General features: G+C 68.6%; 15 protein-coding genes. 12 read left to right on the forward strand and 3 right to left on the reverse strand.

Features of this window, described 5'->3' with window-relative positions; all coding sequences use genetic code 11:
* Positions 1-33: 33 nt before the first annotated feature.
* From glyA to E0F75_RS12340, 12 genes are all read left to right on the forward strand, one after another.
* On the forward strand, positions 34-1,281 hold the full coding sequence (gene glyA / locus E0F75_RS12285; protein ID WP_187622534.1) for a serine hydroxymethyltransferase: 1,248 nt from the start codon (positions 34-36) through the stop codon (positions 1,279-1,281).
* 118 nt (positions 1,282-1,399) lie between these two features.
* Positions 1,400-2,713, forward strand: coding sequence for an MraY family glycosyltransferase (locus tag E0F75_RS12290; RefSeq protein ID WP_187622535.1), 1,314 nt, complete (start codon positions 1,400-1,402; stop codon positions 2,711-2,713).
* 262 nt (positions 2,714-2,975) lie between these two features.
* Positions 2,976-3,389 (forward strand): hypothetical protein, encoded by a 414-nt coding sequence (locus tag E0F75_RS12295; RefSeq protein WP_187622536.1) that lies wholly within the window; start codon positions 2,976-2,978, stop codon positions 3,387-3,389.
* Between the two features lie 222 nt (positions 3,390-3,611).
* A complete protein-coding gene (gene atpB / locus E0F75_RS12300) occupies positions 3,612-4,421 on the forward strand; it encodes a F0F1 ATP synthase subunit A (RefSeq protein ID WP_055599283.1) in 810 nt (269 codons plus the stop codon).
* A 94-nt stretch (positions 4,422-4,515) separates the two neighbouring features.
* On the forward strand, positions 4,516-4,782 hold the full coding sequence (gene atpE, locus E0F75_RS12305; RefSeq protein WP_055599282.1) for an ATP synthase F0 subunit C: 267 nt from the start codon (positions 4,516-4,518) through the stop codon (positions 4,780-4,782).
* A gap of 40 nt (positions 4,783-4,822) precedes the next feature.
* The gene (locus E0F75_RS12310; RefSeq protein WP_187622537.1) at positions 4,823-5,368 is read left to right on the forward strand and encodes a F0F1 ATP synthase subunit B; all 546 of its coding nucleotides are present in this window, start codon (positions 4,823-4,825) and stop codon (positions 5,366-5,368) included.
* On the forward strand, positions 5,365-6,180 hold the full coding sequence (locus tag E0F75_RS12315) for a F0F1 ATP synthase subunit delta (RefSeq protein ID WP_187622538.1): 816 nt from the start codon (positions 5,365-5,367) through the stop codon (positions 6,178-6,180). Before E0F75_RS12310 ends, E0F75_RS12315 begins: the two co-directional genes overlap by 4 nt.
* A gap of 149 nt (positions 6,181-6,329) precedes the next feature.
* Positions 6,330-7,928: a F0F1 ATP synthase subunit alpha gene (atpA, locus tag E0F75_RS12320; RefSeq protein WP_187622539.1), complete on the forward strand. Its 1,599-nt coding sequence runs from the start codon at positions 6,330-6,332 to the stop codon at positions 7,926-7,928.
* 20 nt (positions 7,929-7,948) lie between these two features.
* Entirely contained in the window at positions 7,949-8,866 is a 918-nt protein-coding gene (locus E0F75_RS12325; protein WP_187622540.1) for a F0F1 ATP synthase subunit gamma, read from the forward strand.
* Positions 8,866-10,308 (forward strand): F0F1 ATP synthase subunit beta, encoded by a 1,443-nt coding sequence (gene atpD, locus E0F75_RS12330; RefSeq protein WP_187622541.1) that lies wholly within the window; start codon positions 8,866-8,868, stop codon positions 10,306-10,308. Before E0F75_RS12325 ends, atpD begins: the two co-directional genes overlap by 1 nt.
* A 113-nt stretch (positions 10,309-10,421) precedes the next feature.
* Positions 10,422-10,796, forward strand: a complete 375-nt coding sequence (locus tag E0F75_RS12335; RefSeq protein ID WP_024761909.1) for a F0F1 ATP synthase subunit epsilon — start codon at positions 10,422-10,424, stop codon at positions 10,794-10,796.
* A gap of 142 nt (positions 10,797-10,938) precedes the next feature.
* Positions 10,939-11,385 (forward strand): DUF2550 domain-containing protein, encoded by a 447-nt coding sequence (locus tag E0F75_RS12340; RefSeq protein ID WP_073913206.1) that lies wholly within the window; start codon positions 10,939-10,941, stop codon positions 11,383-11,385.
* A 63-nt stretch (positions 11,386-11,448) separates the two neighbouring features.
* On the opposite strand, the gene E0F75_RS12345 is transcribed toward E0F75_RS12340, so the two are convergent.
* From E0F75_RS12345 to E0F75_RS12355, 3 genes are all read right to left on the reverse strand, one after another.
* Entirely contained in the window at positions 11,449-13,296 is a 1,848-nt protein-coding gene (locus tag E0F75_RS12345) for a glycosyl hydrolase family 18 protein (protein WP_374115394.1), read from the reverse strand.
* A gap of 132 nt (positions 13,297-13,428) precedes the next feature.
* Positions 13,429-14,082, reverse strand: coding sequence for a response regulator transcription factor (locus E0F75_RS12350; RefSeq protein WP_187622542.1), 654 nt, complete (start codon positions 14,080-14,082; stop codon positions 13,429-13,431).
* The gene (locus tag E0F75_RS12355) at positions 14,079-15,275 is read right to left on the reverse strand and encodes a histidine kinase (RefSeq protein WP_229312651.1); all 1,197 of its coding nucleotides are present in this window, start codon (positions 15,273-15,275) and stop codon (positions 14,079-14,081) included. The genes E0F75_RS12350 and E0F75_RS12355 overlap by 4 nt, the downstream gene beginning before the upstream one ends.
* Positions 15,276-15,329 lie beyond the last annotated feature (54 nt).

Below are 15,329 nucleotides of genomic sequence, written 5' to 3' on the forward strand. Positions count from 1 at the left end.
GCGCGCGAGGGGTTGCGTGCCTACATTGGTGACATGTCGGTCACCGCTCCCCCCGATGAGGCTCTCGACGTCCTGCGCCGGCAGGACCCGGAGATCGCCGACGTGCTGCTCGGTGAGTCGCGGCGGCAGGCCGACAGCCTGCAGTTGATCGCCGCCGAGAACTTCACCTCGCCCGCCGTTCTCGCCGCCCTCGGTTCCCCGCTCGCCAACAAGTACGCCGAGGGGTATCCCGGCGCACGTCACCACGGTGGCTGCGAGTACGCCGACGCCGCCGAGCGGATCGCCGTGGAACGGGCCACCGCGCTGTTCGGCGCCGACCACGCGAACGTCCAGGCGCACTCGGGCTCCTCGGCCGTCCTGGCGGCGTACGCGGCCCTTCTGAGGCCCGGTGACACGGTGCTCGCCATGGGCCTGGACCACGGCGGGCACCTCACCCACGGTTCGCCCGCCAACTTCTCCGGGCGCTGGTTCGACTTCGTCCCGTACGGCGTCGACGCCGAGACCGGGCTCGTCGACTACGAGCAGGTCGCCGCGCTCGCCCGCCACCACCGCCCGAAGGCGATCGTGTGCGGCTCCATCTCGTACCCCCGCCACCTCGACTACGCGCTCTTCCGCGAGATCGCCGACGAGGTCGGCGCCTATCTCATCGCCGACGCCGCCCATCCCATCGGCCTGGTCGCCGGGGGAGCGGCCCCCAGCCCCGTCCCGTACGCCGATGTCGTCTGTGCGACCACCCACAAGGTGCTGCGCGGGCCGCGCGGCGGGATGGTCCTCTGCGGGGAGGAGCTCGCGGGGCGGATCGACCGGGCCGTCTTCCCGTTCACCCAGGGCGGCGCCCAGATGCACACCATCGCGGCGAAGGCGGTGGCCTTCGGCGAGGCGTCCACCCCGGCGTTCACCGCGTACGCCCATCAGGTGGTCGAGCACGCGCGCGTGCTCGCGGCCGCTCTCGCCGCCGAGGGCTTCGCGCTGACGACCGGCGGCACCGACACCCACCTCATCACCGCCGACCCCTCCCCCCTCGGCGTCGACGGCCGCACCGCACGCGCCCGGCTCGCCGCCGCCGGCATGGTCCTCGACACCTGTGCGCTGCCGTACGGGGAGGGGCGCGGCATCCGGCTCGGCACCGCCGCCGTCACCACCCAGGGCATGGGCGCCCCGGAGATGGCTCGGATCGCCGTGTTGTTCACCGCGGCTCTGCGTGACGATCCCGCGGAGACGGCCCGGCTTCGGGCGGAGGTACGGGGGCTGACCGGCCGATTTCCCCCGTATGGGGGCTGAGAAGAGGTCACGGAAAGTCGCTGTGCAACCGTTCGGGGGGTACAGGTGTCTCCAAGCACATGGACGGCACGGCTAGGGTGTGGGGCTGAGATGGCCAGCGAAACCTGTGGGGCAGCCCGTGCGTGATTACCTGCTGACGCTCTGTGTCACGGCCGCGGTGACCTATCTGCTCACCGGTCCGGTGCGGAAGTTCGCCATCGCGACCGGGGCGATGCCGGAGATCCGTGCCCGAGACGTACACCGAGAACCGACTCCGCGGCTCGGTGGCATCGCCATGTTCTTCGGGCTGTGCGCGGGACTCCTCGTCGCCGACCACCTGCAGAACCTGAACAGCGTCTTCGAGCTCTCCAACGAGCCGCGCGCGCTGCTCTCCGGTGCCGCCCTGATCTGGCTGATCGGCGTCCTGGACGACAAGTTCGAGCTGGACGCCCTGATCAAGCTGGGCGCGCAGATGATCTCGGCGGGCGTCATGGTGGCGCAGGGTCTGACGATCCTGTGGCTGCCGATCCCGGGTGTCGGCGTCGTCTCGCTGACCCCGTGGCAGGGCACGCTCCTGACCGTCGCCCTGGTCGTCCTCACCATCAACGCGGTCAACTTCGTCGACGGCCTCGACGGTCTCGCGGCCGGCATGGTCTGCATCGCCGCCGCCGCCTTCTTCCTGTACGCCTACCGCCTCTGGTACGGCTACACGATCGAGGCCGCCGCCCCCGCGACGCTCTTCACCGTCATCCTCATGGGCATGTGCCTGGGCTTCCTGCCGCACAACATGCATCCGGCGCGGATCTTCATGGGCGACTCCGGCTCGATGCTGATCGGTCTGATCCTGGCGGCCTCGGCCATCTCGATCACCGGCCAGGTCGACCCGGACGCGCTGAAGATCTTCGAGGGCTCGACCCGTCAGGCCACGCACGCCGCCCTGCCGGTCTTCATCCCGCTGGTGCTGCCGCTGACGATCATCGCGATCCCCATGGCGGACCTGATCCTCGCGATCGTGCGCCGTACGTGGAAGGGCCAGTCGCCGTTCGCGGCCGACCGCGGCCACCTGCACCACCGGCTCCTGGAGATCGGGCACTCGCACAGCCGCGCGGTCCTGATCATGTACTTCTGGTCGGCGCTCATCGCCTTCGGGACGCTGGCGTACTCGGTCCACTCGGCGTCGATGTGGATCGTCCTCTGCGTCGTCGCGCTCAGCGCGATCGGCCTGGTGCTGCTCCTGATGCCGCGCTTCACCCCGCGCGCACCCCGCTGGGCCGAGTCGGTCGTACCGCCTCGCTACCGGCGCCGCAAGCCCGCCCCCGTCGTGGCGGCCGCTCCGGCGCCGGTCGCGGTCGAGGAGGAGCGGATTCCGGTGCCCGCGGGGATCAACGGCGCCACCGCCATCGGCAACCGGGGGCGCTTCACCGACAGGCGGAAGGCCGGAACGCCAAGTTGACGAAAGCCGCAGACGCGGCCATTACCAGACAAGGCGTCGTACTGTCGCGCACACACGCGCGGGGTAACTCTCATGTGTGACAGTTGGCACACCTTATGGGTAAAGACCTATTCAAATAGTTTGTGATACGGTTCACGAGACCCGGCGACAGTGCCGAAAGACCGTAGTGCGACGGTCTGTTGGCCCCGAGACCCACCTCGGACCGGGCTTACGCTCGTCCTTGACGACACCATCGCCCCCTTCAGCAAGCGGAGACACCGCCATGCCGTCCAACGACGCACGCATCCTTCTGCACACCGTCATCCCCACCGCTGCCGTCGGCGCGATCGCCACGGTCATCAGCGCTGTGGTCGCCGGTGGCAAGGGCGCGCTCGGCGCCGTCGTCGGCACCCTGGTCGTGCTCCTCTTCATGGGAATCGGGCAGGTCGTCCTGCAGCGGACGGCGAAGTCGCTTCCGCATCTGTTCCAGGCCATGGGGCTCATGCTCTACACGGCCCAGTTGCTGCTGCTCTTCATCTTCCTGGCTTTGCTCAAGGACACCACGCTGTTCAACTTCAAGGCCTTCGCTTTCACGCTGCTCGCGGCGACCGTGGTGTGGGTCGCCGCACAGGCCCGTGCCTACATGAAGGCCAAGATCACGTACATCGACCCCGGAAACACGGGGTCGAAGTCGTGAAGGGTAGGGCCGGGATAAAGCCGCGTTCGGCTTCCTGCTATCGTCCGGTGCCAACTGCGGCACTGCGGGCGCGGGCATCCGAGACGCCTGTCCCAGCGCGAGGCTCGATGCCGAACCGCCGCCCCCTTATCCGTAAGACCAGTCCAGTGCCGACCCGCGGCTGCGTGCCGCGCCGACACAACGAGGTTGCCGTACCTATGCGCCACGCTGAAGGAGCCCGCGGTGAGTGCTGACCAGACGCTTGCCTTCGACCCGGATTGCCACATCTTCAGTGGATGTGGCTTCCCGGCGCCGGGCCTGCACACGTTCATGTACGAGCCCATCGCCACGGTGGGGGGCATCGAGTTCACCAAGCCGATGCTGCTCGCCATCCTCGGCTCCATCGTGGTCGTCGGGTTCTTCTGGGCCGCCTTCAACAAGCCCAAGCTGATCCCCGGCAAGATGCAGATGGTCGGCGAGGCCGGTTACGACTTCGTGCGCCGCGGCATCGTCTACGAGATCATCGGCAAGAAGGACGGCGAGAAGTACGTCCCCTTCATGGTGTCGTTGTTCTTCTTCGTCTGGATCATGAATCTCTGGTCGATCATTCCGCTCGCCCAGTTCCCGGTCACCTCGCTGATCGCCTTCCCGGCCGGTCTCGCGCTGATCGTCTACGTCATGTGGATCTCGCTGACGTTCAAGAAGCACGGATTCGTCGGCGGCTGGAAGAACATCGTCGGCTACGACAAGTCGCTCGGCGCGATCCTTCCGATGGTCGTCGTCCTCGAGTTCTTCTCGAACCTGCTGATCCGGCCCTTCACGCACGCGGTGCGACTGTTCGCGAACATGTTCGCCGGTCACCTGCTGATCGTGATGTTCTCGCTGGCCACCTGGTACCTCATGAACGGCCTCGGCTTCGTCTACGCCGGCGCCTCGTTCGTGATGGTCCTCGTGATGACCGCCTTCGAGCTCTTCATCCAGGCCGTCCAGGCGTACGTCTTCGTCCTCCTGGCCTGCAGCTACATCCAGGGCGCGCTCTCCGAGCACCACTGAGCCGATCCGTCCCGGATCGTGGCTTCACCCCCAATCCAACAGTCGTCCGGTGGCCAACCCCCACCGGGTCATTGAAAGAGAAGGAAGTAACGGCATGTCCGCTGCTCTCGAACTGGTCAACCTCGCCGCCCCCGGCGACTCCGCCAAGACCACCCTCGTCGGCAACGTCGCGTCCATCGGCTACGGCCTCGCCGCGATCGGCCCCGGCGTCGGCGTCGGCATCATCTTCGGTAACGGTACGCAGGCGCTCGCCCGTCAGCCCGAAGCTGCCGGCCTGATCCGCACCAACCAGATCATGGGCTTCGCGTTCTGTGAGGCGCTCGCCCTCATCGGCATCGTCATGGGCTTCGTCTACCAGTAAGCCGGACCGACTGCCCGATTCTTTTACGGAAGGCACTGATGTGAACGCGCTTCTTCTTGCGCAGGCGGAGGAGCCCCAGCCTCCTCTGATCCCGCATCTTGACGAGCTCGTCATCGGCCTGATCGCCTTCGTCATCGTCTTCGGCTTCCTCGCCAAGAAGCTTCTCCCGAACATCAACAAGGTTCTGGAGCAGCGTCGCGAGGCCATCGAGGGTGGCATCGAGAAGGCCGAGTCGGCCCAGATCGAGGCTCAGAGTGTGCTGGAGCAGTACAAGGCCCAGCTCGCCGAGGCCCGCCACGAGGCCGCGCGTCTTCGCCAGGAGGCGACGGAGCAGGGCACCGCGATCATCCAGGAGATGAAGGCGGAAGGCCAGCGCCAGCGCGAGGAGATCATCGCGGCCGGCCACACCCAGATCCAGGCCGACCGCAAGGCCGCTTCTGCTTCGCTGCGTCAGGACGTGGGCAAGCTCGCCACCGACCTGGCCGGCAAGCTGGTCGGCGAGTCCCTCGAGGACTCCGCCCGCCAGAGCCGGACGATCGACCGCTTCCTCGACGAGCTCGAGGAGAAGGCGGAGGCCGTCCGATGAACGGAGCGAGCCGTGAGGCACTGGTCGCCGGACGCGAGTCCCTCGACGCGCTGACCGACAACACGTCGGCCGACGCGACGAAGCTCGCGGACGAGCTGGCCGCAGTCACCACGCTGCTCGACCGCGAGGTGTCGCTGCGTCGGGTCCTGACCGACCCCGCGCAGTCGGGTGAGGCCAAGGCCGAGCTCGCGCAGCGACTCCTGAGCGGTCAGGTGGGCGGCGAGACCGTCGACCTGGTGTCCGGCATGGTGCGTTCCCGCTGGTCGCGTTCGCGTGACCTGGTCGACGCGACCGAGGAGCTGGCGAACACCGCCGACCTCACCGCGGCGCAGAAGGCGGGCGCCCTCGACGGTGTCGAGGACGAGCTGTTCCGGTTCGGCCGGATCGTGTCCTCCAGCCCCGAGCTCCGCTCGGCGCTGACGGACAAGGCCGCCACGGCCACCGCCAAGGGCGAGCTGCTCCGCAGCCTGCTCGGCGGCAAGGCCAACGTCGCCACCGAGCGTCTGGTCGTCCGTCTGGTGACCCAGCCCCGGGGACGTAGCCTGGAAGCGGGACTCGAGTCCCTCTCCAAGCTCGCCGCGGCGCGCCGGGACCGGATGGTCGCCGTCGTCAGCTCGGCGGTGCCGCTGTCGGACCAGCAGAAGCAGCGCCTCGGAGCCGTACTCGCCAAGCTGTACGGCCGCGAGATGCACCTGAACCTGGACGTGGACCCCTCGGTCCTCGGCGGGATCACGGTGCAGGTCGGCGACGAGGTCATCAACGGCTCGATCGCGGAGCGCCTCGACGAGGCGACCCGTCGACTGGCCGGCTGACGACCGTCACCAGCAGCACAAGGCATCACAGCTACACAGCATCACCAGCGGCCCGGTTGGGCCGTGCAGAGATTGCAGAAGATTCCTGGGGGTCGGCCCCCAGACCCCTTAAGAAACTTCGGGCCCAACAAGGAGAGCAGGGAACCCAGATGGCGGAGCTCACGATCCGGCCGGAGGAGATCCGGGACGCACTGGAGAACTTCGTCCAGTCGTACCAGCCGGACGCGGCCTCGCGCGAGGAGGTCGGCACGGTCAGCCTGGCCGGTGACGGTATCGCGAAGGTCGAGGGTCTTCCCTCGGCCATGGCGAACGAGCTGCTGAAGTTCGAGGACGGGACCCTTGGTCTCGCGCTGAACCTCGAAGAGCGCGAGATCGGTGCGATCGTCCTCGGCGAGTTCAGCGGCATCGAGGAGGGTCAGTCGGTGCAGCGCACCGGCGAGGTCCTCTCCGTCGGTGTCGGTGAGGGTTACCTGGGTCGCGTCGTCGACCCGCTGGGCAACCCGATCGACGGTCTCGGCGAGATCGCGACCGAGGGCCGCCGCGCCCTCGAGCTGCAGGCCCCGGGCGTTATGGCCCGTAAGTCGGTGCACGAGCCGATGGAGACCGGCTACAAGGCCGTCGACGCCATGACGCCGGTCGGCCGTGGTCAGCGTCAGCTGATCATCGGTGACCGTCAGACCGGCAAGACCGCTCTGTGTGTCGACACGATCATCAACCAGCGCGACAACTGGCGCTCGGGCGACGTGAACAAGCAGGTTCGCTGCATCTACGTCGCCGTCGGCCAGAAGGGCTCGACCATCGCGTCCGTGCGCGGCGCCCTGGAAGAGGCCGGTGCGCTCGAGTACACGACGATCGTCGCCGCCCCGGCGTCCGACCCGGCCGGCTTCAAGTACCTGGCGCCGTACACCGGCTCCGCCATCGGCCAGCACTGGATGTACCAGGGCAAGCACGTCCTGATCGTCTTCGACGACCTGTCGAAGCAGGCCGACGCCTACCGCGCCGTGTCGCTGCTGCTGCGCCGCCCGCCGGGCCGTGAGGCCTACCCGGGTGACGTCTTCTACCTGCACTCGCGTCTGCTCGAGCGCTGCGCGAAGCTCTCGGACGAGCTGGGTGCCGGTTCGATGACCGGTCTTCCGATCGTCGAGACCAAGGCGAACGACGTGTCGGCGTTCATCCCGACCAACGTCATCTCCATCACCGACGGCCAGTGCTTCCTGGAGTCCGACCTGTTCAACGCCGGCCAGCGTCCGGCCCTGAACGTCGGTATCTCGGTCTCGCGTGTCGGTGGCTCCGCCCAGCACAAGGCGATGAAGCAGATCTCCGGCCGCCTCCGCGTGGACCTGGCCCAGTTCCGTGAGCTGGAGGCGTTCGCCGCCTTCGGTTCCGACCTGGACGCCGCCTCCAAGGCGCAGCTGGAGCGTGGACAGCGCATGGTCGAGCTGCTCAAGCAGGCTCAGTACCAGCCGATGCCCACCGAGAACCAGGTCGTCTCCGTCTGGGCCGGTACCACCGGCAAGATGGACGACGTCCCGGTCGTCGACATCCGCCGCTTCGAGGCCGAGCTCCTGGCGTACCTCCGCCAGAACCACTCGGGCCTCATGACCTCCATCCGTGAGGGCGGCAAGATGTCCGACGACACCCTGCAGGCCGTGGGCGACGCCATCGCGGAGTTCAAGAAGCAGTTCGAGACCTCTGACGGCAAGCTGCTGGGCGAGGACGCTCCTGCCGCCGTCAACGTCTCGAAGTGACGACGGAAGGGACCTGACTCATGGGAGCGCAGCTCCGGGTCTACAAGCGTCGCATCAAATCCGTCACCGCGACGAAGAAGATCACCAAGGCGATGGAGATGATCGCCGCCTCGCGTGTCGTCAAGGCGCAGCGCAAGGTGCAGGCGTCGACTCCGTACGCGACCGAGCTGACGCGCGCGGTCACGGCGGTGGCCACGGGTGCGAACGACAAGCACCCGCTGACCACCGAGGCGGAGAACCCGATCCGTGCCGCGGTCCTGCTCCTCTCGAGCGACCGCGGTCTGGCCGGCGCCTTCAACTCCAACGCCATCAAGGCCGCGGAGAAGCTGACGGCGAAGCTTGAGGGCGAGGGCCGTGAGGTCACCGTCTACGTCGTCGGCCGTCGTGGCATCGCCCACTACAACTTCCGCGAGCGGAAGCTGGCCGGTACGTGGACCGGGTTCACGGACCAGCCGTCGTACGGCGACGCCAAGACGATCGCGGCTCCGCTGATCGAGGCGATCGAGAAGGACACGGCGGAGGGTGGTGTGGACGAGCTCCACATCGTCTACACCGAGTTCGTCTCGATGATGACGCAGACGGCGGTCGAGGCCCGGCTGCTGCCCCTCAGCCTCGACGAGGTGGCGAAGGAGGCGGGCGAGCCGGACACGCTCCGCCCGCTGTACGACTTCGAGCCGTCGGCGGAGGACGTCCTCGACGCCCTGCTGCCCCGGTACGTCGAAAGCCGGATCTACAACGCGCTGCTCCAGTCGGCTGCTTCCAAGCACGCCGCCACACGCCGCGCGATGAAGTCGGCGACCGACAACGCGGGAGACTTGATCAACAATCTCTCCCGACTTGCCAACGCGGCCCGCCAGGCCGAAATCACCCAGGAAATCAGCGAGATCGTCGGTGGCACCGCAGCCCTGGCCGACGCGACCGCGGGGAGTGACAAGTAATGACGACCACTGTTGAGACGGCCGCCGCCACGGGCCGCGTCGCCCGGGTCATCGGCCCGGTCGTCGACGTGGAGTTCCCCGTCGACGCGATGCCGGCGATCTACAACGCGCTGCACGTCGAGGTCATGGACCCGACCGAGGAGGGCGCGACCAAGACGCTGACCCTCGAGGTCGCCCAGCACCTCGGTGACGGCGTCGTCCGCGCCATCTCCATGCAGCCCACCGACGGCCTGGTCCGCCAGGCCCCGGTGACCGACACCGGCACGGGCATCACGGTGCCCGTCGGTGACGTCACCAAGGGCCGTGTGTTCAACACGCTGGGTGAGGTGCTGAACGACGATGCCTCCACCGTGGCCGACGCGCCGCGCTGGACGATCCACCGCAAGGCCCCGGACTTCGACCAGCTCGAGTCCAAGACCGAGATGTTCGAGACCGGCCTGAAGGTCGTCGACCTTCTCACCCCGTACGTCAAGGGTGGAAAGATCGGTCTGTTCGGTGGTGCCGGTGTCGGCAAGACCGTTCTGATCCAGGAAATGATCGTCCGTGTGGCCAAGCTGCACGACGGTGTGTCGGTCTTCGCGGGCGTCGGCGAGCGCACCCGTGAGGGCAACGACCTCATGGTGGAGATGGAGGAGGCCGGCGTTCTGGACAAGACCGCGCTGGTCTTCGGCCAGATGGACGAGCCCCCGGGCACCCGTCTCCGCGTGGCCCTGGCCGGTCTGACCATGGCGGAGTACTTCCGCGATGTGCAGAAGCAGGACGTGCTGTTCTTCATCGACAACATCTTCCGCTTCACCCAGGCCGGTTCCGAGGTGTCGACCCTGCTCGGCCGTATGCCCTCCGCGGTGGGTTACCAGCCGAACCTGGCCGACGAGATGGGTCTCCTCCAGGAGCGCATCACCTCGACCCGTGGTCACTCGATCACCTCGATGCAGGCGATCTACGTCCCCGCGGACGACCTGACCGACCCGGCTCCGGCCACCACCTTCGCCCACCTCGACGCGACGACGGTTCTCTCCCGTCCGATCTCCGAGAAGGGCATCTACCCGGCCGTGGACCCGCTGGACTCCACGTCCCGGATCCTGGACCCGCGCTACATCGCGCAGGACCACTACGACGCCGCCACGCGCGTCAAGGGAATCCTGCAGAAGTACAAGGACCTCCAGGACATCATCGCGATCCTCGGTATCGACGAGCTGAGCGAGGAGGACAAGCTCGTTGTCCACCGCGCCCGCCGTGTCGAGCGCTTCCTGTCCCAGAACACCCACGCGGCGAAGCAGTTCACCGGTGTGGACGGTTCGGACGTTCCGCTCGACGAGTCGATCGCCGCGTTCAACGCGATCTGCGACGGTGAGTACGACCACTTCCCCGAGCAGGCGTTCTTCATGTGCGGTGGCATTGAGGACCTCAAGGCCAACGCCAAGGAGCTCGGCGTCTCCTGAGCCCCGTGCTCTCCCGAGGGGGGCGGGATTCGGTCCCGCCCCCCTCACCACGCCCACTAGAATTGACCCCAACACCCGGCACGACCGCCGGGTGGTGACCCGAGGAGCCACCCTTGGCTGCTGAGCTGCACGTCGAGCTGGTCGCCGCGGACCGGAGTGTCTGGTCCGGCGAGGCCACCCTGGTCATCGCGCGTACCACCTCCGGCGACATCGGCGTCATGCCCGGCCACCAGCCGCTGCTCGGTGTGCTGGAGTCGGGCCCGGTGACCATCCGTACCAGTGAGGGCGCGACTGTCGTCGCCGCCGTCCACGGTGGATTCATCTCGTTCGCCGACGACAAGCTGTCTCTGCTCGCGGAGATCTGCGAGCTGGCGGACGAGATCGACGCCCAGCGCGCCGAGCGCGCGCTGGAGCGTGCGAAGTCGGATTCCGACGCGGCCGCCGAGCGGCGCGCCGATGTTCGGCTGCGCGCGGTAGCGGTCCGCTGACGGTCCGCGCAGAGTAGTGCCCTCAGCCGCGGCACGGCTGGAATTTTCCAGACCGTGCCGCGGCTGAGGCGATGCAGATGCAGGTTGTATTCGGTTCTGCCGGCGGTGCCGGCTACGGGACGCAGCGAGGAGGTCGGTGAAGATGTTCCTCGCTCTGCTCGTGTGCGGCCTGGTCGTCGCACTGGTGGTGATCGGGCTCTTCGTCTTCGGCTTGCGCCGGAGGCTGATCCAGCGCGCCGGCGGCACCTTCGACTGCTCGCTGCACTGGAACGTCCCGGACGAGCCGGATCCGAGCGGCAAGGGCTGGGTGTACGGCGTCGCCCGCTACAGCGGTGACGAGATCGCCTGGTTCCGGGTCTTCTCGTACGCGCCCCGCCCGCGCCGGACCCTGGAGCGTTCGTCCATCGTGGCCCTGGAGCGCCGGATGCCGGAGGGCGAGGAGGAGCTCGCGCTGCTCTCCGACATGGTGATCCAGCCCTGTATGTACGAGGGCGTCCGCCTGGAGCTCGCGATGAGCGAGGACGCCCGGACGGGTTTCATGGCCTGGCTGGAGGCGGCGCCTCCCGGGCAGAGGGTGAATGTCGCGTAGGACATGAGGAAGCGGGGGTCGGCGTGCTGCGCCGGCCCCCGCTTCGTCGTGCCCCGTGGGGGGTTAGTTCAGACCGGTGTTGATGGCGCCGACGAGCTCGCCGTTGCCGGTGTCACCGCTGAACTCCCAGAAGAACGCTCCGCCGAGGCCCTGGTTCTTGGCCCAGCTCATCTTCGAGTTCACGGTGGCCGGGGTGTCGTAGCTCCACCAGTTGCTGCCGCACTTGGCGTACGCCGTGCCCGCGATCGTGCCGGTGGCCGGGCAGGAGGTCTTGAGGACCTTGTAGTCCTCGATGCCCTGCTCGTAGGTGCCGGCGGCCGGGCCGGTCGCCGTGCCGCCCGGGGCGGCCTGGGTGACGCCGGTCCAGCCGCGTCCGTAGAAGCCGATGCCGAGCAGCAGCTTGTTGGCGGGGACGCCCTTCGCCTTGAACTTGGCGATCGCCTCGGCGGAGTTGAAGCCCGCCTGCGGGATGCCGGCGTACGAGGTGAGCGGGGAGTGCGGGGCCGTCGGGCCCTGCGCCGCCCAGGCGCCGAAGAAGTCGTACGTCATGACGTTGAACCAGTTCATGTACGGGGCTGCGCCCGCGTAGTCGGCGGCGTCGATCTTGCCGCCGGCGGAGGCGTCGGCCGTGACGGCCGCGGTGACCAGGTAGGTCGGGCCGAACTTGGCGCGCATGGCCTGCATCATGTTCTTGAAGGAGGCGGCGCCGCTGGTGTCGCAGGACAGGCCGCAGGCGTTGGGGTACTCCCAGTCCAGGTCGATGCCGTCGAAGACGTCGGCCCAGCGCGGGTCCTCGATCAGGTCGTAGCAGGACTGCGCGAAGGCGGCCGGGTTCTGCACGGCCTGGCCGAAGCCGCCGGACCAGGTCCAGCCGCCGAAGGACCAGAGGATCTTGATGTTCGGGTAGGCCTTCTTCAGCTTGCGCAGCTGGTTGAAGTTGCCGCGCAGCGGCTGGTCCCAGGTGTCGGCGACGCCGTCGACGGACTGGTCGGCGGTGTAGGCCTTGTCGTAGTCGGCGTAGGCGTCACCGATGGTGCACTTGCCGCCCGTGACGTTGCCGAAGGCGTAGTTGATGTGGGTGATCTTGGACGCGGAGCCCGAGGTCACGATGTTCTTCACGTGGTAGTTGCGCCCGTAGACGCCCCAGTTGGTGAAGTAGCCCATCTTCACGGCGTTGGGGAGCGGCTGGCCGCCACCGCCGCCGGTGGTGTGGACGGGAGTCGCGCCGGAGGCCGGGCCGGTCTGGTCGATGGTGTCGCGGGCGACGACCGTGTAGCTGTAGTCGGTGCCGGCGGTCAGGCCCGTGTTGGTGTACGTGAGGCCGGTGACGGTGGCGACGGTGGTGCCGTCGCGCTTGACGTCGTAGTTCTTGATGCCCTTGTCGTCGGTGGCCGCGGTCCAGGTGAGCTTCACCGAGGTGTCGGTGATGTCGGAGGCGACGGGGGTGCCGGGGGCCGAGGGGGCGTTGTCGCCGGGCTGGCTGGTGCCGTCGCAGGCGGCGCCGTTGATCTTACAGCCGCTGGGGGCGCCGGGGCCGGCGCCGTTGTAGCCGAAGGAGACGGAGGCGCCGGGGGCGAGGGTCCCGTTCCAGCCGACGTTCTTGGCGGTCCAGTGGGTGCCGGCGCTGGTGACGGTGGCGTCCCAGGCGGAGGTCACGGAGGTGCCGGCGGGGTAGTCCCACTCGACGGTCCAGGAGTTGATGGTGGTGGTGCCGGTGTTCTTGACGGTCCAGCTGGCACCGAATCCGGTGCCCCAGTCCTGGGTCTTGGTGTACGTGGCGGTGGCCGAAGTGGCCGCTTCGGCGGGGGTGGCGAGGCCGACCATGGCGGCGAGGGGCAGGATCAGGGCGGTGAGACCGGCGGCGGCCCGGTGTCTGAACCCTGTTCTGCGCGTCGGTGCTTGAGTGCTCAACGGTGCTCCTCAAGTTGCGGACGGACATGGGTGGGGGTGGTCCGGTGGTCCGTGAAGATGCGCGCGCCCCGCGAGCGTAGGAAGGTCTGGACCAATCGTCAAGAGGTCCAGACCAACGTCGCCGATGTTCCCTCAGACTCCCAACTCCTGTGCCAGGACAGCCGCTTGGACCCTGCTCCGCAGCGCCAGCTTCCCGAGCACCTTGCTGACGTGGGTCTTCACCGTCGCCTCCGCCATGTCGAGCCGTACCGCGATCTCCGCGTTCGACAGGCCCTGGCCGAGCGTCGACAGGACCTGCCGCTCCCGGGGCGTCAGGACGTCGAGCACGGAGGGGTCCGTCTTCGGCGTCGGCCGCAGCGGAGCGCCCGTCGCCGCGAACTCCGCGATCAGCCGCCGGGTCACCGCGGGGGCGATCAGCCCCTCGCCGCGCGCCACCGTCCGGACCGCCTCGATCAGCTCCCGCGCCTCCGCGTTCTTCAGCAGGAAGCCCGAAGCTCCCGCCCGCAGCGCCCCGAAGACATACGTGTCGAGATCGAAGGTCGTCAGGACCAGCACGTCGGCGAGCCCCTCCGACACGACGATCCCGGTCGCCGTCACCCCGTCCATCCGGGGCATCTGCACATCCATCAGGACCAGATCGGGGCGCAGTTCACGGGCGAGCTCCACCGCCCGCTCGCCGTCCGCCGCCTCGCCGACGACCTCGATGTCCGGTGCGCTGCCCAGGATGAGCACAAGCCCCGCCCGTACCGCGGACTGGTCCTCGGCGACCACCACCCGCACTGTCATGCCCGCTCCTCGTCTTTCACGTCCATGGGCAGTTCCGCCCTGACCTGCCACTGCCTGCGTCCGTCGCGGTCCGTCACCGGCCCCGCCTCGAAGGCACCGCCGAGCAGATCCACCCGCTCCCGCATCCCCACCAGACCGGCGCCCGAACCGGGTGCGGTCGGGCCGGGGCGCTCCCCGCGCGGACTCGTCACCTCGACGGTAAGGGCTGCCCGCCCTCCGGTGAGCACCACCCGGACCTCGCCCGGAGCCGCGTGCTTGAGCGCGTTCGTCAGGGACTCCTGCACGATCCTGTACGCGGCCAGCTCCACCGGCGCCGGGAGGCCCTCCGTCGACTCCCGGCCGTCCTCGAGGACGAGGACGAGACCGCTCGGCCGGGCGTTGGCCCGCGCCTGGTCGACCAGGGCGTCCAGACCGGCGAGCGTGGGCGCGGCGGCCGGCTCCGAGTCCCCGCTGCTGTCCCGGAGGAGGCCGATGAGCCGCCGCATCTCCGAGAGGCCGGCCACGCTGTTCTCCCGGATCACGGTCAGCGCCTGCCGGGTGGTGGCCGGTTCGTCGATCGACATCGCCGCGGTGGAGTGGATCGCGATGGCCGAGAGGTGGTTGGCGACCATGTCGTGCAGCTCGCGCGCCATCCGGGCCCGCTCGGCGACGACGGCCTGGGTGCGGTCCATCTCGGCGAGCAGCGCGGTCTGCTCCGCGCGGAGGAGGGCGGCGTCGGCGGCCTGACGGTGATTGCGTACGACCGCTCCGGTCAGCGCGGGCAGGAACGACACCATGCCGGTGATCAGGCCGACCACCAGGGCGATCGCGTTCTGCCACCAGACGAGGAAGCCGATCGTCACGCCGATCGTGATGAGTCCGGTCAGGTACGGGATGCGCCGGGCGGCGGCGGACGTCCCGTAGACCACGGCCGCGTAGACGAGGTCCGTGAACAGCAGCGCGGTCACGAGCGTGCCGTAGGTGAACTGGTCCGCGACGAGGGCGACCGTGCCGATGTTCAGGGCGGTCAGCGGCCTCGTGCGGCGCAGGGCCACCATCGAGGCCATGACGAAGAGCGGGATCAGGGTCGCCCAGCGCGCGGTGATCAGCCGGTCGGTCTGGGTGTGCAGCCCGAAGGACCACATCAGCACACCGATGGAGAGGCCGCCGGCGGCCATGAGCAGGTCGACGCGGTGCGGTCGGGGGAGTGTCACTTTCCCATCCAACACGGCCCGCGGACCCCGGGCCTCGCCGTCCGGGCCGATCCG

Source organism: Streptomyces sp. CB02980 (assembly GCF_014451325.2).
Classification (GTDB): domain Bacteria; phylum Actinomycetota; class Actinomycetes; order Streptomycetales; family Streptomycetaceae; genus Streptomyces.